This is a genomic window from Variovorax sp. OK605, from assembly GCF_900115445.1.
Lineage (GTDB): Bacteria > Pseudomonadota > Gammaproteobacteria > Burkholderiales > Burkholderiaceae_C > Variovorax.
The window spans coordinates 90,888-112,959 of the sequence record NZ_FOWL01000008.1 but is presented as its reverse complement, the minus strand read 5'-3'; the positions used below and the strand labels follow the sequence as shown (position 1 = coordinate 112,959).

At 68.2% G+C, this 22,072-nt stretch carries 20 protein-coding genes and 1 tRNA gene; 8 read left to right on the top strand and 13 right to left on the bottom strand.

Going from position 1 to position 22,072, the window contains the following annotated elements:
- The 4 genes from BM013_RS21380 to alaS all read right to left on the bottom strand — a co-directional run bounded on the left by BM013_RS21380 (nucleotide 1) and on the right by alaS (nucleotide 6,247).
- A complete protein-coding gene (locus BM013_RS21380; RefSeq protein ID WP_093129663.1) occupies nucleotides 1-993 on the bottom strand; it encodes a Bug family tripartite tricarboxylate transporter substrate binding protein in 993 nt (330 codons plus the stop codon).
- A gap of 222 nt (nucleotides 994-1,215) precedes the next feature.
- Complete coding sequence (locus BM013_RS21375) at nucleotides 1,216-2,475, bottom strand: D-amino acid dehydrogenase (protein WP_093129662.1); 1,260 nt, start codon at nucleotides 2,473-2,475, stop codon at nucleotides 1,216-1,218.
- Nucleotides 2,476-2,552: 77 nt separating this feature from the next.
- Nucleotides 2,553-3,569, bottom strand: a complete 1,017-nt coding sequence (locus tag BM013_RS21370; RefSeq protein ID WP_093129661.1) for a 2-dehydropantoate 2-reductase — start codon at nucleotides 3,567-3,569, stop codon at nucleotides 2,553-2,555.
- A gap of 53 nt (nucleotides 3,570-3,622) precedes the next feature.
- Complete coding sequence (alaS, locus tag BM013_RS21365) at nucleotides 3,623-6,247, bottom strand: alanine--tRNA ligase (RefSeq protein ID WP_093129660.1); 2,625 nt, start codon at nucleotides 6,245-6,247, stop codon at nucleotides 3,623-3,625.
- A gap of 252 nt (nucleotides 6,248-6,499) precedes the next feature.
- Between alaS and BM013_RS21360 the strand changes: the two genes are divergently transcribed.
- Together BM013_RS21360 and BM013_RS21355 are read left to right on the top strand one after the other, a co-directional pair.
- Complete coding sequence (locus tag BM013_RS21360; protein WP_093129659.1) at nucleotides 6,500-7,324, top strand: ferritin-like domain-containing protein; 825 nt, start codon at nucleotides 6,500-6,502, stop codon at nucleotides 7,322-7,324.
- A 212-nt stretch (nucleotides 7,325-7,536) separates the two neighbouring features.
- On the top strand, nucleotides 7,537-7,854 hold the full coding sequence (locus tag BM013_RS21355; RefSeq protein ID WP_093129658.1) for a hypothetical protein: 318 nt from the start codon (nucleotides 7,537-7,539) through the stop codon (nucleotides 7,852-7,854).
- 455 nt (nucleotides 7,855-8,309) lie between these two features.
- On the opposite strand, the gene BM013_RS21350 is transcribed toward BM013_RS21355, so the two are convergent.
- From BM013_RS21350 to BM013_RS21340, 3 genes are all read right to left on the bottom strand, one after another.
- Nucleotides 8,310-8,597, bottom strand: coding sequence for a hypothetical protein (locus BM013_RS21350; RefSeq protein WP_093129657.1), 288 nt, complete (start codon nucleotides 8,595-8,597; stop codon nucleotides 8,310-8,312).
- Between the two features lie 274 nt (nucleotides 8,598-8,871).
- On the bottom strand, nucleotides 8,872-9,231 hold the full coding sequence (locus BM013_RS21345; protein ID WP_093129656.1) for a hypothetical protein: 360 nt from the start codon (nucleotides 9,229-9,231) through the stop codon (nucleotides 8,872-8,874).
- Between the two features lie 131 nt (nucleotides 9,232-9,362).
- Complete coding sequence (locus tag BM013_RS21340) at nucleotides 9,363-9,533, bottom strand: hypothetical protein (protein ID WP_256219960.1); 171 nt, start codon at nucleotides 9,531-9,533, stop codon at nucleotides 9,363-9,365.
- Between the two features lie 208 nt (nucleotides 9,534-9,741).
- Here BM013_RS21340 and BM013_RS21335 point away from each other — a divergent pair, with 208 nt between their 5' ends.
- Entirely contained in the window at nucleotides 9,742-10,125 is a 384-nt protein-coding gene (locus BM013_RS21335) for a hypothetical protein (RefSeq protein ID WP_093129654.1), read from the top strand.
- Between the two features lie 60 nt (nucleotides 10,126-10,185).
- Here BM013_RS21335 and BM013_RS21330 read toward each other — a convergent pair.
- Nucleotides 10,186-10,259 (bottom strand) — tRNA-Gly (locus BM013_RS21330).
- A 109-nt stretch (nucleotides 10,260-10,368) separates the two neighbouring features.
- Here BM013_RS21330 and BM013_RS21325 point away from each other — a divergent pair.
- Nucleotides 10,369-11,010 (top strand): hypothetical protein, encoded by a 642-nt coding sequence (locus BM013_RS21325; protein WP_093129653.1) that lies wholly within the window; start codon nucleotides 10,369-10,371, stop codon nucleotides 11,008-11,010.
- Nucleotides 11,011-11,069: 59 nt separating this feature from the next.
- Here BM013_RS21325 and BM013_RS21320 read toward each other — a convergent pair whose 3' ends face one another.
- A complete protein-coding gene (locus tag BM013_RS21320) occupies nucleotides 11,070-11,972 on the bottom strand; it encodes a LysR family transcriptional regulator (protein ID WP_093129652.1) in 903 nt (300 codons plus the stop codon).
- A 128-nt stretch (nucleotides 11,973-12,100) separates the two neighbouring features.
- Between BM013_RS21320 and BM013_RS21315 the strand changes: the two genes are divergently transcribed.
- The 4 genes from BM013_RS21315 (at nucleotide 12,101) to BM013_RS21300 (ending at nucleotide 15,445) form a co-directional block, all read left to right on the top strand.
- Nucleotides 12,101-13,384: an SGNH/GDSL hydrolase family protein gene (locus tag BM013_RS21315; RefSeq protein WP_093129651.1), complete on the top strand. Its 1,284-nt coding sequence runs from the start codon at nucleotides 12,101-12,103 to the stop codon at nucleotides 13,382-13,384.
- A gap of 126 nt (nucleotides 13,385-13,510) precedes the next feature.
- Complete coding sequence (locus BM013_RS21310) at nucleotides 13,511-13,756, top strand: hypothetical protein (RefSeq protein ID WP_093129650.1); 246 nt, start codon at nucleotides 13,511-13,513, stop codon at nucleotides 13,754-13,756.
- A 35-nt stretch (nucleotides 13,757-13,791) separates the two neighbouring features.
- Nucleotides 13,792-14,373, top strand: coding sequence for a 2'-5' RNA ligase family protein (locus BM013_RS21305; protein WP_093129649.1), 582 nt, complete (start codon nucleotides 13,792-13,794; stop codon nucleotides 14,371-14,373).
- A gap of 58 nt (nucleotides 14,374-14,431) precedes the next feature.
- Nucleotides 14,432-15,445 carry a phosphotransferase enzyme family protein gene (locus BM013_RS21300; protein WP_093129648.1) on the top strand — a complete coding sequence of 338 codons (1,014 nt, stop codon included), beginning with the start codon at nucleotides 14,432-14,434 and terminating at the stop codon, nucleotides 15,443-15,445.
- Nucleotides 15,446-15,497: 52 nt separating this feature from the next.
- Here the strand turns inward: BM013_RS21300 and BM013_RS21295 are convergent, their stop codons facing one another.
- Genes BM013_RS21295 through imuA form a run of 4 tightly spaced genes read right to left on the bottom strand, consistent with a single transcriptional unit; the run spans nucleotide 15,498 to nucleotide 21,978 of the window.
- Nucleotides 15,498-16,436 (bottom strand): hypothetical protein, encoded by a 939-nt coding sequence (locus BM013_RS21295; protein WP_093129647.1) that lies wholly within the window; start codon nucleotides 16,434-16,436, stop codon nucleotides 15,498-15,500.
- Nucleotides 16,437-16,495: 59 nt separating this feature from the next.
- A complete protein-coding gene (locus BM013_RS21290) occupies nucleotides 16,496-19,852 on the bottom strand; it encodes an error-prone DNA polymerase (RefSeq protein ID WP_093129646.1) in 3,357 nt (1,118 codons plus the stop codon).
- The gene (locus tag BM013_RS21285; protein ID WP_093129645.1) at nucleotides 19,845-21,200 is read right to left on the bottom strand and encodes a Y-family DNA polymerase; all 1,356 of its coding nucleotides are present in this window, start codon (nucleotides 21,198-21,200) and stop codon (nucleotides 19,845-19,847) included. Before BM013_RS21285 ends, BM013_RS21290 begins: the two co-directional genes overlap by 8 nt.
- Nucleotides 21,169-21,978, bottom strand: coding sequence for a translesion DNA synthesis-associated protein ImuA (gene imuA, locus BM013_RS21280; RefSeq protein WP_093129644.1), 810 nt, complete (start codon nucleotides 21,976-21,978; stop codon nucleotides 21,169-21,171). Before imuA ends, BM013_RS21285 begins: the two co-directional genes overlap by 32 nt.
- Nucleotides 21,979-22,072: the final 94 nt, after the last annotated feature.

The window sequence follows — 22,072 nt, the reverse complement described above, 5'->3', positions numbered from 1 at the left end:
TCAGTCGGCCTGGATGCCGAGCTCCTTGATGACGGCGCCGAAGCGCGCGTAGTCGGCGGCGTTGGTCTTGCCGAGCACGCCGGCGTCGCCGCCCACGGGCGTGGTGCCGAGCACCGCCATGCGCGCGACGATGTCGGGCATCTTGAGGATTTCGTTGAAGTGGCCGTTGAGCGTCTTCACGGTCTCGGGCGGCAGGTTGCGCGGGCCCCAGAGGCCGTTCCAGGCGGTCACCTCGACGTCCTTGTAGCCCTGCTCGGCCAGCGTCGGCACATTGGGCGCGAGCGGCGAGCGCTGGGCCGAGGCCACGGCCAGCGGGCGCATCTTGCCGTTGGCGAAGTACGGCGCCACGGGACCGAGCGTGATGAAGGTGACGGGCACATGGCCGCCCAGCACGTCGTTGACGGCCGGCGCGACGCCCTTGTACGGCACGTGCGCCAGGCTGGTGCCCGAGGCGCGGGCGAACATCTCGCCGAGGATGTGCATCGGCGAGCCGCTGCCCGGGCTCGCGTAGCTCAGCGACTTGCCGCCCTTGGCGGCCGCCACGGCGTCCTTCAGGCTGGCGAAGCCGCTGCCGCCGCTGGCCACCAGGAACAGCGGCTGGCTGCCGGTCTGCACGATGGGCGTGAAGCCGTTGAGCACGTCGTAGCTCGACGAGCCGTTGGTCTTGAGCACCAGCTGCGCGATCGAGAAGGTGCTGGGCGCGAGCAGCAGCGTGTAGCCGTCGGGCGCGGCCTTGGAGACAAAGGCGCTGCCGATGATGCCGCTGGCGCCGGGGCGGTTGTCGACCACCACGGGCTGGCCGACGCGCGTCGCCAGCTTTTCGGCGAACAGCCGCGCCAGCGCGTCGGTGTCGCCACCTGCCGGATAGGCAACGACCAACGTGATCGGCTTGCTCGGGTAGCTGTCTGCCCAGGCGAGTCCGGAGGCGCAAGCGGCGGCCAGGGAAATGGCAGCGGCGATGGCGGCAGTGGCGTGGCGGCGTGTGTGTTGCATCGTGTCCGTGGGGTCGGTGGCTTGCGCTTGACTGTTTCTCTAATGAAACAACGATTTATTAATGGAACGCCACGAAGAATACCGATGAAGACAACTTCGTGACTAAGTAGAAACCCTAGCTACCGGGAGCGAAGAAGTAACGCAACGAAAACAGGGCGGCACCTTTCGGTGCCGCCCTGTTCCGGGGGTCGTGAGCCTGGGAGCTCAGGCGCGTGAGGGGGCTCAGCCGCCGTAGCGCGCGACGGTGAGGCCGTCCATGTCGATCCCGGGCGCCCTGCCCGCGAGCAGGTCGGCCATCACGCGGCCGGTGCCGGCGGCCATGGTCCAGCCCAGCGTGCCGTGGCCGGTGCTCAGCATCAGGTTGGGAATGCGGGTGGCGCCGATCACCGGCGTGCCGTCGGGCGTCATGGGGCGCAGGCCGGTCCAGAAGGAAGCGTCGCGCACGTTGCCGCCGCGCGGGAACAGGTCGGTCACCACGTGCTCCAGCGTGTCGCGGCGGCTGGCGTCGAGCCGCAGGTCGAAGCCCGAGAGCTGCGCGGTGCCGCCCACGCGGATGCGGTCGCCGAGCCGCGTGACGGCCACCTTGAAGGTCTCGTCCATCACGGTCGATTCAGGCGCGCCGCCGGCGTCGCTGATGGGCACGGTGATCGAAAAGCCCTTGACCGGGTACACCGGCAGCGCGATGCCCAGCGGCTTGACCAGCGCGGGCGAGTAGCTGCCGAGCGCGACCACGTAGCGGTCGGCCGTGAAGTTGCCGGCGTCGGTGCGCACGGCCGTCACGCCCTTGCCCGCGTCGTGTTCGATGGCCTGGATGTTCACGCCGAACCTGAAGCGCACGCCCTCGGCCTGCGCCAGCCTGGCCAGCGCCTGCGTGAACTTGAAGCAGTCACCGGTCTCGTCGCCCGGCAGGCGCAGGCCGCCGACGAACTTCTGCTTGACCGCCGCGAGCGCGGGCTCGTACTGCACGCAGCCTTCGCGGTCGAGCAGCTGGTAAGGCACGCCGGAGGCCTGGAGCACCTCGACGTCTTTCGAGGTGCCGTCGAGCTGCTGCTGCGTGCGAAAGAGCTGCAGCGTGCCCTGCATGCGCTCGTCGTAGGCAATGCCGGTGTCTGCACGCAGCGCCTTCAGGCAGTCGCGGCTGTATTCGGCCAGCCGCACCATGCGGCCCTTGTTGATCTCGTAGCGCGCCTGCGTGCAGTTGCGCAGCATCGCGAGGCCCCAGAGCCACATGGCGGGGTCGAGCATGGGCTTGATGACCAGCGGGCTGTGCCGCATCAGCATCCACTTGATGGCCTTGACCGGCACGCCCGGCCCGGCCCACGGCGCGGAGTAGCCCGGCGACACCTCGCCCGCATTGCCGAAGCTGGTTTCGAGCGCGGGCGCCGGCTGGCGCTCCAGCACCGTCACCTCGTGCCCGGCGCGCGCCAGGTAGTACGCCACCGAGGTGCCGATGACACCGCTGCCGAGAATCAGGACCTGCATGAGAACAACCCTTTCGAAGCCGCCATCCAGCGCGATGGGGCCGAGGGTACAGGGCCGGACGCCGGATCACCAGAAGCCTAGAGGCCCAGCGCGTCCTGCAATTGGCGTGCCGTCCAGCGCCTGGGGTTCTGCGGCCATGCTTCGAGCAGCGCGACCATGCGCGCGTTGCGCGGCGCGCTCAGGCCGTGCTCCTGCGCGAGGCGCACCACCTCGCCGCTGAGCGCGTCGATCTCGGTGCGGCGGCCCAGGGCCAGATCGTCGGCCATGCTGGAGCGCGCCTTGGCGTCGACGCGCAGCATGCGCGCCGCGACGATGCGAAACAGCCAGTCGGGCAAGCGCAGCAGGCCCGGCAGCCGGCGCGCCGGCACGGCCGCGACCTGCGCCGGAGCGATGCCCGCCACGTTGAGGATGCTCAGCGCCTCGTCGATCAGCGAGGCGAAGCAGCGGCGGTAGCCGCGCAGCATCAGCTCTTCGCGCAGCGGCAGGCCCGAGAGCGCGTTGACGGGGTTGTTGAGGTTGAGCATGAGCTTGCCCCACTGCACGGGCAGCAGGTCGGCATGCAGGTCGAGCGGCACGCCGGCGCGCTCGAACACGGGCAGCCACGGGCGCAGCGTCTCGTCGTCTTCGGCGGCCAGCCGGCCGGGCGTGCCGCGGTGGAAGGCGCCGGGGCCGATCTCTGCCACGTTGTACGGCACCATGCCGGCGCGCACGTTGAGCGACGGTCCGGTCTGCGAGGCCGCGGCGCAATTGGAAATGCCGTTCTGCAGCGAGACCACGGTGGTGCCCGCGGGCAGCGAAAACGCCAACTCGCCGGCCGCCTCGGCGGTGGCGCCGCTCTTCACGCACAGCAGCACCAGCGCGGGCCGTGCGCCCGAGGGCACCTGTTCGCTCAGCTGCAGCGACTCGGCGGGGAGCTTGTGCTTCGCGCCGTCGATGTCGGTGAGCGTGAGGCCGTTCACGGCGAGCTTCTCGAGCACGCGCGGACGGCCGACGAAGGTCACGGGCACACCGGCCGCCGCGAGGCGGCCGCCGATGAAGCACCCGATGGTGCCGGCCCCCATCACGAGCACGTCACCGGGAATGTCTTCTGGCATGAAGTGCGTGTGTCCTTTGGGGCCGGCGGGGTTCGTCAGACGCGTGGGACGCGTCAGGCGCGTTCGGCGACCCAGGCCTGCACCGACTGCAGCGCGGCCGCAAGGCCTGCCGCATCGGTGCCGCCGGCCATGGCCATGTCGGCCTTGCCGCCGCCCTTGCCGCCGACCTGCTGGGCCACGAAGTTGACCAGCTCGCCGGCCTTGACCTTGCCCACGCTGTCGGCGGTGACGCCGGCCGCGATCTGCACCTTGTCGCCATCCGCGGCGGCCAGCACGATGACGGCGGTCTTGAGCTTGTCCTTCAGCTTGTCCATGGTGTCGCGCAGCGTCTTGGCGTCGGCGCCGTCGAGCTTGGCGGCCAGCACCTTGAGGCCCTTGATGTCCACGGCCTGCGCCAGCAGTTCGTCGCCCTTGGACGATGCGAGCTTGCCCTTGAGCGCACCCACTTCGCGCTCGAGCGCCCTCACCTGTTCGAGCACCTGCGTGAGCCGGCCCTGCAGCTCGGCGGCCGGCGACTTGAGCGTGGCGGCCACGCTCTGCACGGTCGACTCGAGGTCCTGCAGGTAGGCGAGCGCATTGGCGCCGGTGACGGCCTCGATGCGGCGCACGCCGGCGGCCACGCCGCCTTCGCTGACGATCTTGAACAGGCCGATGTCGCCCGTGCGGCCCACGTGGGTGCCGCCGCACAGCTCGCGGCTGGAGCCGATGTCGAGCACGCGCACGGTCTCGCCGTACTTCTCGCCGAACAGCATCATGGCGCCGGTCTTCTGGGCCGACTCCATGTCCATCACGCGGGCCTGGGTGGGTGCGTTGGCCAGCACTTCGGCGTTCACGCGCTTCTCGATCTCCAGGATCTGCTCGCGCGTGACGGGTGCGTTGTGCGCGAAGTCGAAGCGGGTCTTGTCGGCATCGACCAGCGAGCCCTTCTGCTGCACGTGGTCGCCGAGCACCTCGCGCAGGGCCTTGTGCATCAGGTGGGTGACCGAGTGGTTGCGCATGGTGGCGTTGCGGCGCGCGATGTCGACCGCGGCCTTGACCGCGTCGCCCACCTTCAGCGTGCCCTGCGTCTGCGTGCCGTGGTGGCCGAACACGTCGGCCTTGATCTTCTGCGTGTCTTCCACGCCGAACTGCACGCCTTCGGCAACGAGCACGCCCTGGTCGCCGACCTGGCCGCCGCTTTCCGAATAGAAAGGCGTGGTGTCGAGCACGACGATGCCGGGCTGGCCTTCCGTCAGTTCGTCGACGGCCACGCCGTCGAAGTACAGCGCCACGACCTTGGCGGCTTCCTCGAGGTGTTCGTAGCCGGTGAAGGTGTTGCCCGCGCCGGCGTATTCGACGTTGCGGTCCATCTTGAACTTGCCGGCCTTGCGGCCCGCTTCCTTCTGCCGCTGCATGGCTTCGTTGAAGCCGGCCTCGTCGACCTGCACATCGCGCTCGCGGCAGACGTCGGCCGACAGGTCCAGCGGGAAGCCGTAGGTGTCGTGCAGCTTGAAGGCGACGTCGCCCGGCAAGGTCTTCACGCCGCCGGCCAGTGCCGCGTCGAGAATTTCCATGCCGTTGGCCAGCGTTTCGAAGAAGCGTTCTTCCTCGGCCTTCAGCGTGTCGGTGATGCGCTTCTCGTCGGCCACCAGCTTGGGGTACGCGTCGCCCATGAGCTTCACGAGGTCGGGCACCAGCTTGTGGAAGAAGGGCTTCTTCTGGCCCAGCTTGTAGCCGTGGCGAATGGCGCGGCGGATGATGCGGCGCTGCACGTAGCCGCGGCCTTCGTTCGACGGGATCACGCCGTCGGCCACCAGGAACGAGGTGGCGCGAATGTGATCGGCGATCACGCGCAGCGAGTTGTTCGACAGGTCCTTCTCGCCGGTCTCGCGGGCCGCGGCCTTGATGAGCGCGTCGAAGATGTCGATCTCGTAGTTGCTGTGCACGTGCTGCAGGATCGCGGCCAGGCGCTCCAGGCCCATGCCGGTATCGACGCAGGGTGCGGGCAGTTTCTTGACCGAGCCGTCAGGCTGCATGTCGAACTGCATGAACACGTTGTTCCAGATCTCGATGTAGCGGTCGCCGTCTTCATCGGGCGAGCCGGGCGGGCCGCCGGGGATCTCGGGGCCGTGGTCGAAGAAGATCTCGGAGCACGGGCCGCACGGGCCGGTGTCGGCCATCATCCAGAAGTTGTCGGACATGTAGCGCCCGCCCTTGTTGTCGCCGATGCGCACGACGCGCTCGGGCGGCAGGCCGATTTCCTTGGTCCAGATGTCGTAGGCCTCGTCGTCCTCGATGTAGACGGTGGCCCAGAGCTTCTCGGCCGGCAGCTTGTAGACCTCGGTGAGCAGCTCGAAGGCCCACTTCAGCGACTCGCGCTTGAAGTAGTCGCCGAAGCTCCAGTTGCCCAGCATCTCGAAGAAGGTGTGGTGGCGTGCGGTGTAGCCCACGTTCTCGAGGTCGTTGTGCTTGCCGCCGGCGCGCAGGCAGGCCTGCACCGAGGCGGCGCGCACGTAGTTGCGCTTGTCTTCACCGAGGAACACGTCCTTGAACTGGACCATGCCCGAGTTGGTGAACATCAGCGTCGGGTCGTTGCCCGGCACCAGCGAACTCGAGGGCACCACCGTGTGGCCCTTGGACGCGAAGAAATCGAGAAAGGTCTTGCGGATGTCCGCGACCGTGAATGTGGGCTGGCTCATCTTTGGATTCGTCTTCTGTCGAGGCGGCGCGGCGATGGCGACCTCGTGTCGAACCCACTGCGGCGAACCGGCCTAACTGCTTGATTTGCTTGAACAAACAATTATAGGTTTGCCTATGGCGCCCGCGCCGACCTGCGGGAAACTGCGTGATCGGGGCGCCACGGCTAATATGTGTCCTGGCGCAAAAAACGAGAACCAAACACGGTCTGCGCCATCCGTACTTGTACGGACACAAAAGATCAAGGAGTTTGCATGGCAAGCCAAGAGGCGGAACAGCACTGGAAGATCGAAGACCTGGACTTTGCGCGCATCGCGCTAGACGAGGTCCGCCCCGACGAAAACCTTTTCTACCTGGTGACGTGCGCCTCCTTCATCGAAAGCGGCTCCGACCTCTACACGCAGAACCTGGTCGACTTCTTCAAGGGCGACGACGAAGTCACCGACTGGCTCTCCAACCATTGGGAACTCGAGGAACTGCAGCACGGCAAGGCGCTTCGCGCCTACGTGCAACACGTGTGGCCCGAGTTCGACTGGGAGACCGCATACCGGGGCTTTCTCGCGGAATACGCGACCTACTGCAAGGTCGAGCTGCTGGCCCCGACGCGCGCCCTTGAAATGACCGCGCGCTGCGTGGTCGAGACCGGCACCGCCACCTACTACCGGGCCATGGCGCGCGGCACCGACGAGCCGGTGCTGCGCGACCTCGCCACCCGCATCGCGACCGACGAGGTCAATCACTACAAGCACTTCTACCGCTTCTACCGGCGCTACCGGACGGAAGAAAAACTCAGCCGCCTGCGCGTGTTCCGCACCATCGGGCAGCGCACGCTCGAGCTCAAGAGCGAGGACGCCGACTGCGCGATCCGCCACGTGGTGCAGACCCGATCGCCGGCGCGGGCCAGCGACACGGCCTACGTGCAGGAGTTGAGCGCGCGCATGAACAGCACCATCCGCACCAACCTCAGCGCGGGCACCACGCTGAAGATGCTGATGCGGCCGCTGGAGCTGCCGGCGAAGCTGCAGACGGTGATCCAATACCCGATCCGCCAGTTCATGCAGCACGTGTTCCTGCGCTGAGCGCTTCGCCCGGATATTGCCTACCGCGTCTGCGAAGGCCGCGCAAATGCACACGGCTAAAGCAACAAACCGGAACCGCCGTCCCGGTTTCTGCAACACACGCATCGCTACCATCCGCCGCTCACACCTTTCTAGAGGCGAGGCCTGAGACCTTCGGAAGAGCGGTATTGCGCTCTGGCAAGTTGGCTCGCAACTTTTTGCATGCGAGCCCGATGTTCGAAAACACAGCACCCCGCGAGCAACCCTACACAGTGCGACTGGAAGGCAACAACCTCTCCATTCGCGACCTGATGGAAGTCCGCTTCACCTTCCTGCGACTGCTCGAACAACGCATCGGCGCCCCCACCCGCGTGGTGAAGTGCTACCGGGCGTGGGCGAGCCAGCTCGAGTCGGGGTCGGACGCGCTCACCGACGCGCAGATCACCCTGGCGCGTGCATGGCGCGACGCCTGGGACCACGCGAGCGAAATGGCCGGCCCGCTGCTGAGCAACCCGCACACGACGGCGTTTCAGTTCGAGCTTTTCAGATAGACAAACATCAAAAAACCCGGCTCACAGGGCTGGAAAAGAACAAAAAAACCAAGCACAGGGCTGGAAAAGAAAAAAAACCCAGCACAGGGCTGGGTTGTGAACCTCTTGAGTGCTGTCACACACAGAGAACTCGCACATAGAGCGAGTCCGCAAAATCTAGGGCTTCAAGCGACAAGAGCGTGTCGGACGGGACCGACACTTCCGGATTGCGTGTGGGCGCCGCACCGGAACCCCTTCAGGCGAGCCTTTGGAAATTGCCAATTAGTTCACGTTTCGATGAGTGTCCTACGGCGGCTGACTGTCTCTGACTGACAGGCGCTCCCCGGATACCCGCCGACGATACCGACGCTGTCACGCAACAGGGCCGTACAAAAGAAGAGCTCTCTGTTTTCTTAGAGCGCCCGCGAGGGCTCCTCGACACCCGCTTCGGCGGGTATTTTTTTGCCCGCGCCGTTCTAGGTTGCCGAGGTCAGGCCCGGCTTGCGGTTCGCGTCCAGAGAGTACAGCTGCGGCCGGTCGTCAGTGGCGGCATCCGCCGGTGCGTGCGTCTCGGGGTTGCGCGGCTGGCGATAGAGCTCGTTCTCCAGCCGCCTGACACGCTCGGCATACATCCGCGCCAGCGCGCTGTGATGCTCCGCTGCGGCCTGGTGCTCGATGCGCGCCATCTGCGCCTCTTCCAGCAGTGCCGCGGCACGCCGGAGATAGGCGGTGTGGGTCGGGCGAAACAGGAAGTCGAACGTCATTTCACGCTCCTTTTTGCGCGACTGCGCGCACGCCTGCATGTTCCTCCCGCGCGGCCCGCGGCGTCTATCGGCAGGCGCCTACCTTCGGGCTACCTCCTTTGATCCGCCTACCACATGGCAATGACGCGTTGTCCCTTTCCGATGGGGACAACGTTGTGGAAAACCGTGTGCGAAGCGCGCCAAACCGTTGCCTGGCGTGGCCTGCAACACGGTGCCCACGAAAGAGGCAGTGCGCGAAATTATTTTGCGAGGGCCCCGAAAAACGGGTCAGCGCTCAGTCGCGGTCTTCGTGGTAGCGGCGATAGTGCTCGCGGCGCTCCCACTCGCGGCGGCGCCATTCGCGGCGCTCTTCATGGCCCCAGCGCGGGCCGGGCTCGTAGTAGACGGGCGCCGGCTCGTAGACGGCGGGCGGGCGATAGCGCACCGGCGGCGGCTGGTAATAGACCGGCGCCGGCGGCGAGTAAACCGGGGCCGGCTCGTAGTACACCGGCGCGGGCTCGCTCACCACGACGCCCGGAAGGTTCACGCCGATGGACCAGCTCGTCGCGGCATTGGCAGAAGTGGCCGCGAACAGCGCGCCCGCGGCGGCCACGCCCAGTGCGGCGATCTTGAGAATGTTTCGATGAAAGCTCACGTCGTCTCCAGAAGTGCGGGAAAGATCCCGATGGGAAGACAACGGCCCGCGCCGCGTGCCCGCGCACATCGCTTCTGTGAAGAACGTTCCCAGATGTCACGGCGCGCGCCGCGTCACCGGAGCGCAGGCTGTCAATCGCGCGGGCTGGCGACCCATTCCTTGACGAAATGGGCGGCGCGAACGCAGGCGCGCTCGAAGGCGCCGTCCCAGGTCAGTTGCTGCGTGATCACGAGCGCGCATTTCTGGACGCCCTGCAGGCTCAGCTTGGCGATGCCCGCGTAGGAGCCGTGGACCGTCCTCATGATTTCGAAATCCGCGGACCAGCCGTCGGGGAGTTCGAGGAGGGAGGAAGGCGCTCGCATGCCAATGAGCATAGGCGCCGAAACCACACTCTCCCAGGAATTAATTCACAAGTATTAACAATCGATTTGCAATCGTGAACGCACGGTGAATTTGTGCCGTAGCCGCTCGGCGGCGAGATACCATCCCGCGAAACTACATGAGGCGGAGATGTCCGGCGCAAGCGAGATGGAGCGGGTCGTGGCAGCGTTGAAGACGCTCGCGGTCCAGCCGTGGCCTGAAGGCGCGCGGCTGATTCTGAGATGGAACGAGGTGGCCAAGACGCTTCCGGGCATCGGCTATGAAGCGTTCTTTCATGCACACCGGCTGGCAAGCCGCAACATCTACAACGGTGCGGGGCTGGACCTGTCCGTGATCGAACGGTTGCGCGAGCGAGGCTTCGCCGTCGTGGTCGACGACGGGCCGGAAGACGCGGCACTGCCCGATGTGAAGATCGAAGTCGGGCTGGCCTGGCTGGACTTGTCGAAGAAGAAACCGGGGCGCGCGTCGCGCGTCGGGATGTACGTGCTTCCGGAGGACGATTCGCACGGGTGAAGGCGAGAGGCCATTGCCTCGCCGCCGGATGCCGCGGCGCTCTCGGGCGCGGGGCTTTGCTGGAGCGGGTGAAGGGAATCGAACCCTCGTATGAAGCTTGGGAAGCTGCCGTTCTGCCATTGAACTACACCCGCATCTCGTGGCCGCCGAACGCAGCTGCGAAAAGCGACAGCCGCGAGTATAGGCGGTCGCGTGGCGCATGATCTGTTGCGCGTCACCCCTTTTCGCCCCACGGAGCCGGCCATGAAACTGCTGTCCGCCCTGCTTCTCTCCACCCTGCTTTGCGCATGCGCCACGGCACCAGGCACCTCGCCGGGCACTTCGCCGGCCACTTCGCCTGGAGCGCCCGACAACGCCGCAGCCGAGGAGCCGCCAGCAGCACCCAGGCCCACGGGCGTCCAGTGGCGCTACATCAACACCCGCTCCTACGAGGCGATGAATGCCGGGCTCGGGCGCAGCCATCGCTTCGAGAGCAGCGTCGGCTGGATCGATGTCTACATCTACGACATGAAGCGCACCGACTGGCGCCCCGGCGTCGACGATCCGCAGTTCGACGAGCAGTTCAAGAGCACCATCGCCGAGGTGCAACGCGCCACCGCGCAAGGCCTCTACGCCAGCGCCAGGACGGGTCCCACGCGCGACGTGCGCATCGAAGGGCTGACGTTCCGCTCGATCTCCTTTCGGCTGGTGAACGCCCGCGACGGCAAGGCCTACGACTCGTACACCTACCTCACGGCACGCGGCGGGCGGCTGCTGAAGTACCGCATGTCCTTCAATGCGCCCGCGCCGGCCAATGCGCAAGCCATTGCGCGCGAGTTCATCGAGCGCAGCTTGCGCACCGGTCCCGACACGCCGGTCGGTACACGCGAGTTGCGCAACACCTGAACTGCCCGGCCGCCCAGTAGCCCAGTAGCCCAGCAGCCGAGTTGCCCAGTGGCCCGCCACTACTTGCGCACGGCCCCCGGCAGTTTCGCCACCCGGTCCGCCAGGAAGTCCACCAGCACGCGCACCCGCAGCGGCAACTGCCGGCGCGGGGCGTACAGCAGGTGCGCCTCCTGCGCCGGCCCGGTGTGGCGCGGCAGCACGCGCACCAGGCGGCCCTGCGCCAGCAGGCCGGCCACCATCCACGTGGGCTGCAATGAAATGCCCGCGCCGCCGAGCACACCGTCGAGCATGGCCACCGCGTTGTTCACGCGGTAGCGGCTGCGCACCGGCACCGTGACCTCCGTGCCTTCAGGGCCCTGCAGCAGCACCCCGTCGTCGCCCGGCGCATAGCGCAGGTAGTCGTGCGCCAGCAGGTCTTGCGGCTTGCGCGGCTTGCCGCGCGCGGCCACGTAGGCCGGTGACGCGACGAGCACGCGCGGCCATGTGCCCAGGTGGCGCGCGACCAGGTCGGGCGGCAGCGGGCCGCCCACGCGCAGCGAGACGTCGATGCGTTCTTCCAGCGGATCGACGAAGCGGTCGTCCAGCACCAGTTCGAGATCGATGTCGGGGTACAGCGCCAGGAACTCCAGCGCCATGGCATTGAGGTGCCGCTGGCCCAGCGTGACCGGCGCGCTCATGCGCAGCAGGCCGCGCGGCTGCTGGATGCCTTCGCGCGCATCGGACACGGCGTCGCCGTAGTCCTCGAGCACGCGCCGCGCGCGCTCGTGAAAGCGCTGGCCCTCCTCCGTGAGGCTCAGGCCGGCCGCGGTGCGCCGCAGCAGCCGCACCCCGAGCGAGCGCTCCAGCCCCGCGACCAGCTTGCTGACGGTGGGCTGCGTGGTGTCGAGCGCGCGGGCGGCGCCCGACAGGCTGCCCAGCTCCACGCTGTGCACGAAGGCTTCAAGGGCGCGCAAGGTGTCCATCGGGGGGTTCGCGGATGTATTCGAATATGGAATGGGCTGGATGCCATTCTGCCTTCTACCCACTCGAATGCGAATGCAAGAAAGTCGAGGCCTGGTTTCACCCGTCACCCGTTTCGAAGGACCTTCCCATGACCGCATCGACATTCGCATCGCTCCTGCGCCACGGCGCCCTCGCGCTCACCCTGGCCGGCACCGCCGCCGCGCCCCAGGCCCAATCCGCCCCCGCCCCCACCTACTGGAGCCCCAGCTGGATGGCCAGCACGCAACCGCTGTGGGGTGGCGACTTCGTGCTGCCCTCGGGCGTGCCCTTCCAGTTCAACCGGCAGACGATCCGCCAGGTGGCGCGCCTGAGCATCGGCGGCACGCGGCTGCGCGTGGTGATCAGCAACGAGGGCGGCTCCGCGCCGCTGCGCATCGGCGCGGCCCGCGTGGCACGCCACGCCGAAGGCTCGGCCGTTGTCGCAGGCAGCGACCGGCCGTTGCGCTTCGGCGGACAGGCCGAGGTCACGCTGCCGCCCGGCGCACGGCTGGTCAGCGACCCGGTGGACTTCGCCCTGCCCGCGCTCGGCGAAATCGCCGTGTCGCTCTACCTGCCGCAGCCCAGCCACCCCGCAGGCTTTCACTTCGACGCGCGCCAGGTGGCCTACGTGGCCGACGGCGACCTCACGGCCTCGCCACGCATGCCCGCGGCCGCCACGCCATGGAGCACCCGTGTCTACGTCAGCGGGCTGATCGTCGAAACGCCGGCGCCGCCCGCAACGGTCGTCGCCTTCGGCGATTCATTGACCGACGGCAACGGCTCGACGCCCGGCGCCAACACCCGCTGGCCCGACGCCCTGGCCGAGCGACTCGCCGGGCGCCATGTGGCCGTGCTGAACGCCGGCATCTCCGGTGGCCGGTTGCTGACGGACGGCATGGGCCGCGCCGGCCTCGAGCGCGCGGGCCGCGACGTGTTCGCGCAGCCGGGCGTGCGCGCCATGGTCGTGCTGCTGGGCACCAACGACATCGGCTGGCCCGGCGGCCCGTTCGCGCCGACCGAGCCCGCGGTGCGCGCCGAACAGCTGATCCAGGGATTGCGCCAGCTGATCGAGATGGCCCACGCCCACAACGTGCGCATCATGGCCGGCACCATCGCGCCGACCGAGCGCGCACTGGAGGGCACGCCGCTCGAAGGCCACTACTCGCCCGCGAAAGACCAGGTGCGCCAGGCCGTGAACCGCTGGATCCGCGAGAGCAGCGCGTTCGACGCCGTGGTCGACTTCGACGCCCTGCTGCGCGACCCCGCGCACCCCTCGCGCCTGAAGGCCGCGATGGACTCGGGCGACCACCTGCATCCGGGCGATGCGGGCTACAAGGCGATGGCCGCGGCCATCGACCTGGACGCGCTGCTCGGCAAGCCCGCGCAGCCCTGAAAAAGGCCGGCAACGGGCCCGGTCCGCGGGCTTGTGAACCAAGGTTTGACAGTTCGAAAATACTGTACATACATACAGTATTTCTCTAAAATTGGCCGTCTCCAAGAACACCACCGAGGCGACACCATGACCACCGCCAACCCGCCTGCGTCCGCCCCGGCGCAGGCGCTTTTTTTCTCCAGCCTGCAGCAGCTGCAGACCCGCACCCGCACGGGGCGCCTCTCGTCCTGGCCCTTCAAGGTGGCCCGCGAGAAGGGCCCCCAGAACCTCGTCGACAACGATGAAAGAAACGACGAAAGGAACGACGTTCGCGTACAGGCGGCGCGCGTCATCCGGACGACCACCGAGCACTGGTGGCCGTCCGGCGCCTGAACCGCCTTCAGCTTCACCCTCACCAGGAGAACAGCATGGACGATTTCACCTTTGACAATGGCCGGCCCGGCTCAACCGGGGACGAATGGGACTGCACGCCGCCGCAGGATCGGCCGCACCTGCTCATCGCCCTGTTTCCGGATGGCGACACGCGGCGTGCCATCGAGAAGCATCGCGAAGATTGGCTCTGGCCGGCCGGGCGCCGCTTTCCCCCAGGCGCGCACCTGCACCTGACCTTGCACAGCCTGCCTGACCTGTCGGCCGATGACACGATGCACCTGCGCACCGCACTCTCGAAAGTCCGGATGGAGCCGCTGGACCTGGTGCTGGACAGCTCGTGCACGTGGAAGAACGACATCTCCGTCGTCCTGCCCGCCGAGCATGAAAAGCTGCGCACGCTGCGCAGCGACATCGCTGGCGCCCTGCGACGCGTGGGCTTTGAAACAGACCGCAAGAAATGGACGCCGCACATCACCATCGCGCGCAAGACCGCCCAGGCGGCACGCCCGCAGCACCTGGCGCCCATTCGCTGGACTTCGACAAATTTCACGCTGGTTCGCACGCATCCCTCGCCGCCCGCATGGCATGAGGTGCTGACGTCTTACAGGGCCGGGTGACGACAGGCGATATCGTCGGGGGTCCTTCATTGCCCGGCCCAGCGCAGGGTTCGACCGCATGCTCACCCCACCCGATATCGCCCACGAATCCATCCAGCAACGCCTGTCCCAGGCCTACGGACTGGAAGGCGCACGCATCGAATTCCTGCCCCTTGGCGCAGACGTCGATTCCGCCGCCTTCCGCATCCATGCGAGTGACGGCGCCACGTACTTCCTCAAGCTGCGCAAAAGCAGCGCCGACCAATCCGCGGTTGCGGTCCCGGCCTTTCTCCATCACGACCGGGGCATCGAGCCCGTGCTGGCGCCCTTGCCGACAAAGAACCATCAACTGAGCTTGCAAGGCGACGGTTTCGACTGGGCGCTCTACCCTTTCTTCGACGGCCCCGACGGCTTCGAGCGCGCATTGACCCGGCCCCAGTGGGTCGCGCTCGGCAAGGCCGTGGGCGCCATCCATCGCACGCAGCTGCCCGAAGCGCTGGCGGCAAGCCTGCCCAGGGAACACTATTCGCACCACTGGCGCGAAGGCGTCCGGCGCTACCAGCGGCGCTTCATCAACGGCGTGACCGGCGACGACATCGTCATGCGCTTCTTCGCCTTCTGGGAAGACCGCGCGGAAGAGATCGACACGGTCGTCTACCGCAGCGAGCAGCTCGCGTCCATCCTGCTGGAGCGTCCGCCGCAGCTGGTGCCGTGCCACGCCGACCTGCACGCGGGCAATGTGCTCGTGGGCGACGGCGACCGGCTGTGCATCGTCGACTGGGACACGCCCATCCTCGCGCCCAAGGAGCGCGACCTGATGTTCATCGGCGGCGGCGTCGGCCACACGTGGAACCGCCCGGAAGAAGCGGCATGGTTCCACGAAGGCTACGGCCCGGCGGAGATCGACGCGGTGGCGCTCGCCTACTACCGCTACGAACGCATCGCCAAAGACATCCTCGAGATCTGCGACCAGATGTTCGACGCCAAGGCCAGCCCGGAAGACCGCGAAGAAGCCTTGCGCCAGATGAAGAGCCAGTTCGAGCCGGACGACGTCGTCGCCATCGCGCACCAGAGCTACGACGCGGTCACCTGACCCTGCAACGCAACCAACCGGCGCGATCAAGCGCTGACGTTGGCGCGTCGGATCAGATCAGCATGTCCTGCGCGTCGTCCTCGAAGCCGGCAATGGGCTGTGCCTTGGCCAGCGCGAGCCACACGGCGAACGGAATGCGCTCGAACGCGCGGTGCACCGCCGCGCGCGCCACCACGAGCCGATCGCCCTCCAGCACCATCACGCCGCACTCCGCCGGCACCTCTTCGGGCGTGGCGATGCAGCGGCCCTTGGCGTCGTTGCCCAGCACGTACCAGCACTCGCCGCCCAGGTCGAGATAGGCCGCGCGCTTGTCGGGCTTGCGCAGGTCGCCCAGCAGGTCGGCGCGGCTCACCTTCACCTCGTGCACGATGGGGTGGGCATAGGCCTCCACGCTGGTATTGCGGATCGAGAACACGTCGGGCCGCGCCACGCACCAGCGCGGCTTGCCGCCCTCTTCCAGCGGCGGCAGGCGCGCGCGCAGGCCGAGGCCGCGCCATGCGACGCGGCCGCCGCGCGTCATCTCGCGCGCCACGCACTCCACCAGTGCCTCGTGCGGCGACAGCGCGGCGCGGTTGATGGTGAGCGTGGTCGCAATGCGCGCAATGCCGGCGTCGGTCACGCGCAGCGTCTCGTGCCCGTGCGCGGTGCGCACGCGCTCGAGGAACCCGCCCGCGAGCAGCTCGACCTCGATGCTGTCGCAACAAGGCCAGCCGGCGGAGCGGTAGATCTCGCGCAGGCGCCGTGCATGCAGCTTGCCGAACGGCACCTCGGGGGCCGCGTGCTGCAGCGGCGGCGGCTCGACCACCGGCGGCGGAAAGCCGGGGTCGGTCACGGGCGGCAGCACAGGCGGCGGGTCGCCCTCGGGCGGCGGCATGTTCGGCGGCATGTGGGGCGGGGGCATGGGCACATCGGGCGCGGGCGGCGGCGGCCCGATGGGCATGGCGACAAGGGGATCGGCGGTCTGGATGGGATCGAGGACAAGTTCGGTCATGGCTCAGGCAGGTTAGCGAAAAGTCGTTCTGGGCGCGAGGCATGGAACGATCAGTTGCATCAATGAAAGTCCCGGCTGGTGTTGCTCTGCGCAAGCCGGCCCATGAGTGGCGTCAGATCCTTGAAGCCGGTGGCGACCAGGTGCTGCACCTTGCCGCCGCTGTCGTCGTCGCGCTGCCATGTGCCCTGCACCGCCAGCAGGTGCGACTTGAGCAACGGCTCGCGCCAGGCGTCGATGACATGGTTCCACACGATCACGTTGACGTTGCCGGTTTCATCTTCCAGCGTCACGAAGATGGTGCCGTTGGCGGTCTGCGGCCGCTGTCGTCCTTTGACGATGCCGCAGGCGCGCACAGTCTGACCCGTCTTCGCTTCCCGCAGTTCGGCCGCGCTCAGCAGGTTCATGCGCGCCAGCCGCGGGCGCAGCAGCGCGAGCGGATGGCGGCGCAGCGTGAGGCGCAGCGCCGCGTAGTCGCCGACGATCTCCTCGCCCTCGGGCGCGGCCGGCAGCAGCAGCGCCTGCTCGTTGATCGGCACGCCCTTGAGCAGCCCGGGCGCGCGGCGCTGGGCGGTGGCGTCCCACATCTGCTGGCGCCGGTGGCCCGACAGCGACATCAGCGCATCGGCCGCGGCCAGTGCCGCCATGTCCTTGCCGTCGAGTTCGGCGCGCAGGGCCAGGTCTTCGGTGCTGGTGAACGGGGCTTGCGCGCGGGCGGCCAGCAAGCGCTTGGCGCCGGCCGCGCTGAGGCTCTGGATGCGGTTGAACCCGAGACGCACCGCGGGCTGGTTCCCGTTGCCCAGGCGCTCGGCATAGCGGGCATCGGTGCCGCCGGGCATGCGCGGCGCATCCGAGGCGCGGGCTTCGAGCGTGGTGTCGATCTCGCTGCACATGACATCGACCGGGCGCACCTCCACGCCGTGGCGGCGCGCGTCCTGCACCAGCTGCGAAGGGCTGTAGAAGCCCATCGGCTGGGAATCGAGCAGCGCCGCGAGAAAGCAGGCGGGCTCGTAGTTCTTGAGCCAGCTGCTCACCGTGACCAGCAGCGCGAAGCTCGCGGCATGGCTCTCGGGGAAGCCGTAGTCGCCGAAGCCGAGGATCTGCTTGAAGATGGCTTCGGCGAAGCTGGCCTTGTAGCCGTTGTCGGTCATGCCATCGACGAGCTTCTTTTGGAACTTCTCGAGGCCGCCCTTGCGCTTCCACGCAGCCATGGCGCGGCGCAGCTGATCGGCCTCGTCGGCCGAGAACCTGGCCGCGATCATCGCAATCTGCATCACCTGCTCCTGGAAGATCGGAATGCCCAGCGTGCGCTCCAGCGCGGGGCGCAGTTCTTCCTTCTCGTAGTGGATCGGCAGCTTCTTGCGCACCCGCTCGCGCTGCTTGAGGTACGGATGCACCATGCCGCCCTGGATCGGCCCCGGCCGCACGATCGCCACCTCGATCACCAGGTCCTCGTACGTGCGCGGCTTCAGCCGCGGCAGCATCGACATCTGCGCCCGGCTCTCGATCTGGAACACGCCGACGGTGTCGGCGTCGCAGATCATGTCGAACACCTTCGGGTCGTTGCTGGGCACCTGGTGCATCCGCACCATCGAGCCCCGCCAGCGGTTCATGTGGTCGAGCCCGCGGCGGATCGCGCTGAGCATGCCGAGCGCGAGCACGTCGACCTTGAGCATGCCCATGGCCTCGAGGTCGTCCTTCTCCCATTGGATGACGGAGCGGTCTTTCATCGACGCCTTCTCGACCGGCACCAGCCGCGTGAGCCTGGTGTGCGTGAGCACGAAGCCGCCCACGTGCTGGCTCAGGTGGCGCGGGAAGCCCTTGAGCCGCTGCGTCATCTCGATCCACTGCACGAGCTTGAGTTCGTCTTCCTGCACGCCGGCGCGCTCGCACGCGGCGTTCAGCTGCTCGCCGAGCAAGGTGTCGTCGAACCAGTAATGGTCTTTCGCGAATTCGTCGATCAGCCGCTCGTCGATGCCAATGGCCTTGCCCACGTCGCGCAACGCGCTGCGCGAGCGGTAGCAGATGACGACGGCCGCGATGGCCGCGCGCTCGCGGCCGTATCTTTCGTAGATGTACTGGATGACCACTTCGCGCCGCTGGTGCTCGAAGTCGACGTCGATGTCGGGCGGCTCCTTGCGGTAACGGCTCAGGAAGCGCTCGAACAGCAGCGTGCCCTTCTCGGGGTCGATGGCGGTGATGCCCAGGCAATAGCAGACCGCCGAATTGGCCGACGAGCCGCGCCCCTGGCAAAGAATATCTTGCGACTTGGCGAATGCGACGATGTTCTCCACCGTGAGGAAGAACATCTCGTATTCGAGTTCGACGATCAGGTTGAGCTCTTTCTGGACTTGCTCGCGCACCTTGCCGGGAACACCCTGCGGGTATCGGCCCTGCGCGCCTTCCCACGTCTTGCGCGCCAGTGTCTGCGCCGGCGTCTCGTGATTGCCCACGGTCTCGAGCGGGTACTTGTAGTTCTCGCGGATCACCCCGGGGTCGAACCTGCACCGCTCGGCCACGACCAGCGTGTTGATCAGCATGTCGGCCAGGTACAGCTCGGCCAGCCGCATGCGCGGGCGCAGGTGCCGCTCGGCATTCGACTGCAGCGCGAAGCCGCAGTCGGCCACCGTCTTGCCTTCGCGAACGGCCGTGAGCACGTCGTGCAGCGGCTTGCACGAGCGCGCGTGCATGCGCACGTCGCCGGCCGCCACCAGCGCAACGCCGGCCTGCTCGCCGGCCTGCATCAGTGTGACGAACCAGAGGTCGTCGTCGAGCTCGTTGAACAGCTCCACCGCGAGCCACAGGTTGTCCGCATACAGCGCCTTGGCGGCGGCCAGGTCTTCGTGCAGCGTGGCCGTGTCCACCGCGCCGCCCGGGTTGCGGTTCGGCACGAAAAGCACCTGGCAGCGCTGCAGCGAGGCCACGCCGCTGCCCTCCCAGCTCACGCGGTATTCGCCCTTGGGCAGCTCGGTGGTGCGCGCGGCGGTGATGAACTCGCACAGGTTGCCCCAGCCTTCGGTGTCGTTCGCGATCACCACGAGCTTGAAGCGTTCGAAATGGAATTCGCTGCCGAACAGCAGGCGGAAGTCGGGGTTCCGCGGAATCTTCGGCTCCTCAGGGTGCTCGCGCTCGTATTCGTCCATCTTCGCGGGCAGGTCGCGCAAGGCCACATGCGCCCGCACGATGCCCGCCACCGAGCATTCGTCGGTGATGGCCAGCGCCTCGTAGCCGAGCTGGTAGGCACGCTCGACCATTTCTTCCGGCGTCGACGCGCCGCGCTGGAAACTGAAGTTGGTGAGGCAGTGCAGCTCCGCATAGTCCGGCAACATGCGCGCGAGCTTCTTGCGCATCGGCAACGGCAACGCATGCACCTTGGCGAGCTGGCGCTTGCGTTCCTGCTTGTCGCTGAGCTCAGGCATAGAACCCCTGCAGGTACCAGCGCACCTCGCCCGAAGAAAAGCGCGCCGAAGGCCGCTCGCGAAAGATCCACACCAGCCCGGCCTCGGGGCTTTCGGCCACGTAGTAGTCGCGCATGGCCGGCTGGCCGCCCTCTTCCTTGTCGCCCCACCAGCCGGCCTCGACGCGCTGCGGCCCGATCAGCCTGCTCAGCGGGCCGCGGTAGCAGGGGCGCTCGCCGTCCATCTCGAGCAGCAGCGGCTCGGGCAGCAGCCACGGCGGGTAGATGGCGTCGGGTTGCGAGGCCACAGCCTGCGCCTCCTTGCGGGCCTTGTCGGGCACCGTCTCCTTGTGCAGCGCGGGCCGCCACGCCTGCTTGCGCTCCGGCCGGTGGTCGGCCTGCGCCGACGGCACCAGCACCTGCTGCGCGCCCAGCCGCACGCTGAGCCGCTCGACCATCTCGTGCAGCTTGTCGCCCTTGCGGTTGTCTTCGGGCAGGAAGCTGGTGCTGGCGCCGGCCCACGGATCGGTTTCGAGCGTGCGCAGCTTCAGCCAGCTGGCGGGCGCGGCCAGCGTGGCGAGGGCGAGCTTTTCGGACAGCAGGCGGCGCAGGTGCGCCATGTCCTGCGTGGGCTCGGCCGTGCGCACGGTGACCTGCTGGTGCGGCGGCAGGTTCACGCCGTTGAAGCGCTTGAGGTCGAGCGTCCATTGCAACTCGAGCGCGCGCGCGCCGCGCTGCCGCCCGCGCAGCCAGATCTGCAGGGCCGACAGCAGCCGGTTGGCCGACCACATGAGCTCGGGCCCGGTCTCGGCCAGCGCGGGCAGTTCGAGCTTCTGCTCGAACACCTCGGGCAGCGTGAGCCAGGCGTGGCTTTCGGGGCGCAGGCCCCAGGCGGCGTCGAGCGCCGCGCGCAGTTCCGCGCCAAAGCGCCGCGTGAGGCCGCCGCGCGGCAGCGCCGCCACGTCGCCCCAGGTGCGGCAGCCCAGCCGCGCGAGCAGGTCGAGGTGCGTGCGCGCGGCGCTCAGCGTGTCCAGCGGCAGGCCGGCGGGCAGGTCCTTCGGGCGCTGCTCCTGGCGCACGAACAGGCGCAGCCGCGCCAGCGCGATCAGGCTGGTGGCGCCTTGCGCGCCCACCATGCGCACGTCGCTCGCGGGGTTGTCGGCCAGCAGCTGGCGCATGAGCTGCAGCCGCCCGCCCCACAGGCGCTCGCAGGCCGAAACCTCGAGCATCAGCGCCTCGTCCTGCCAGGCGACGTGGGGCGTGTAGTGCAGCGCCCACCAGCCCAGCGCTTCGGGCGTGGGCAGGGTCAGGCTGTCTTCCGTCGTGGGCGTGTCGGCGTCAAGCAACCACCGCAAGGCGATCCAGTGCATCCTGGCTCCCTCCTTTCCACGCATCGATGCGCACCACCTTGGCAGCGTGCGTGGTCTCGCTTTCGAGCACCGTGCCCTGCTGCTGCAGGCGCAGCTTGCGGCGCAGCCGGGCGGCGGCCAGCAGCGCGGCCATGCGCTCGTTGCGCGCCGGCAGCATCACCGGCGCGGCCAGCGGCGGCCCGCGGCGCTTGAGGATGTGCAGCTCGATCTGCGACGCGTCGGCCTCGCAGCGCTCGGCGCGCAGGCGCAAGCGCGCGGGCGACGCCGACAGCGCCACCGATTCGGGCCGGCACACGAACAGCATCAGCTCGTGCTGCGCGGCCGCCAGCTGCAGCCGCCGCAGCTCGGCCACCCTCGCCTGCGGCAGCCAGGCCACGACGGCGGCCACGTCCGCGCAGCGCAGCGCCTGCTCGCAGGCCCACAGGCGCGCGGCCGGCGCCTCGCTCTTGACCCACATCAGCGAATCCACCGGCAACCCCTGCGCCGCCAGCGACGCGCCGCAAGGCTCGTAAGGCGCGCCGACCAGCACCACCGGCCCGCCGCGCGCCTGCACCGCCTGCGCCAGCCCGGGCAGCAAAAGCCGCCAGACATGGGCTTCGGGCGCGGCCTGCAGCAGCTCCGTCATGGCGCCCACCGGCCAGCCGCCGCCCGGCAGCTGCGCGTCGAGCGCGGCGTGGCCGGTGGCGACGACCTGCGCGTCGGCCAGGCCGAGCTCGTCGGCATGCCAGACGCCGCGGCCCGCGGCAGCGGAAAAGGAGTCGAGGAAAGGGAGGCCCATGGTGCAACTGTTAACTGTATTTTTATACAGTATTTTCAGCAGCGCAACCCAAGCCCCCCAACGCCTTCGGATCGGCCCGGCGACGGGCGCCGGG